Annotated in this window: 1 protein-coding gene; it reads right to left on the bottom strand. The window is 40.9% G+C overall.

Annotation, left to right across the window (positions count from 1 at the left end):
- Nucleotides 1-50 precede the first annotated feature (50 nt).
- Nucleotides 51-636, bottom strand: a 586-nt coding sequence (locus A3762_RS06100) for a YaeQ family protein (RefSeq protein WP_082868970.1), incomplete at its 5' end; no start/stop codon positions are given.

The following is a 636-nucleotide window of genomic DNA, read 5'->3' as shown; positions in this document are numbered from 1 at the left end:
ATACCAGACCCCAAACCCAATCAAGGCAGTAAGAAATACCGAACTTAAACTCATAAATGGCCCATCAATGTTTCGAGCTTAAATTCAATCATATTCCCATCAAATGACACATGGATTAAATCATCCTGAATCATGATACCTAACTCCATAGTGCGCTCAACTAGACTAGCGAATTGTTCAACGGGTTCTTTATCAAATCGGAATGCAGAAATTTTTTGATTCACAGATGCATCCTTCATAATGGATTCGATCCATTGTTCAACATCTTGGCCACCATAGCTAAACACAGAGACCTTTTTACTTCGACCCAATGCCTTCTTTAGTCGCTTAGCATCGGGCTTGCCAATTTCTATCCAGTGTTCAATTTCACTGCTGTAATTGACCTTCCAGATATCAGGTTCGTCATCTGTACTCAGGCCTTTTGTGAATTCCAAATGCTCTTCATAACTCAGCGCAAAAGCCACTAATCGTGCGCACATTCTTTCGATCGTTTCAGAAGGATGCAATGCAACATGCAAAGAAACACGCTCATAGATATGTCGGTTCATATCACTTAAATCAATTCCGAAACGATAAATCGTGGCACTTAATGCCATAGTACTACTGCTCCTGTAATGCCAGTTGTGCATTGCGCCG

This window comes from Oleiphilus sp. HI0125, from assembly GCF_001635355.1.
Note: the sequence above shows the minus strand (reverse complement) of the source record. Positions and strands in the feature narration are given on the sequence as shown.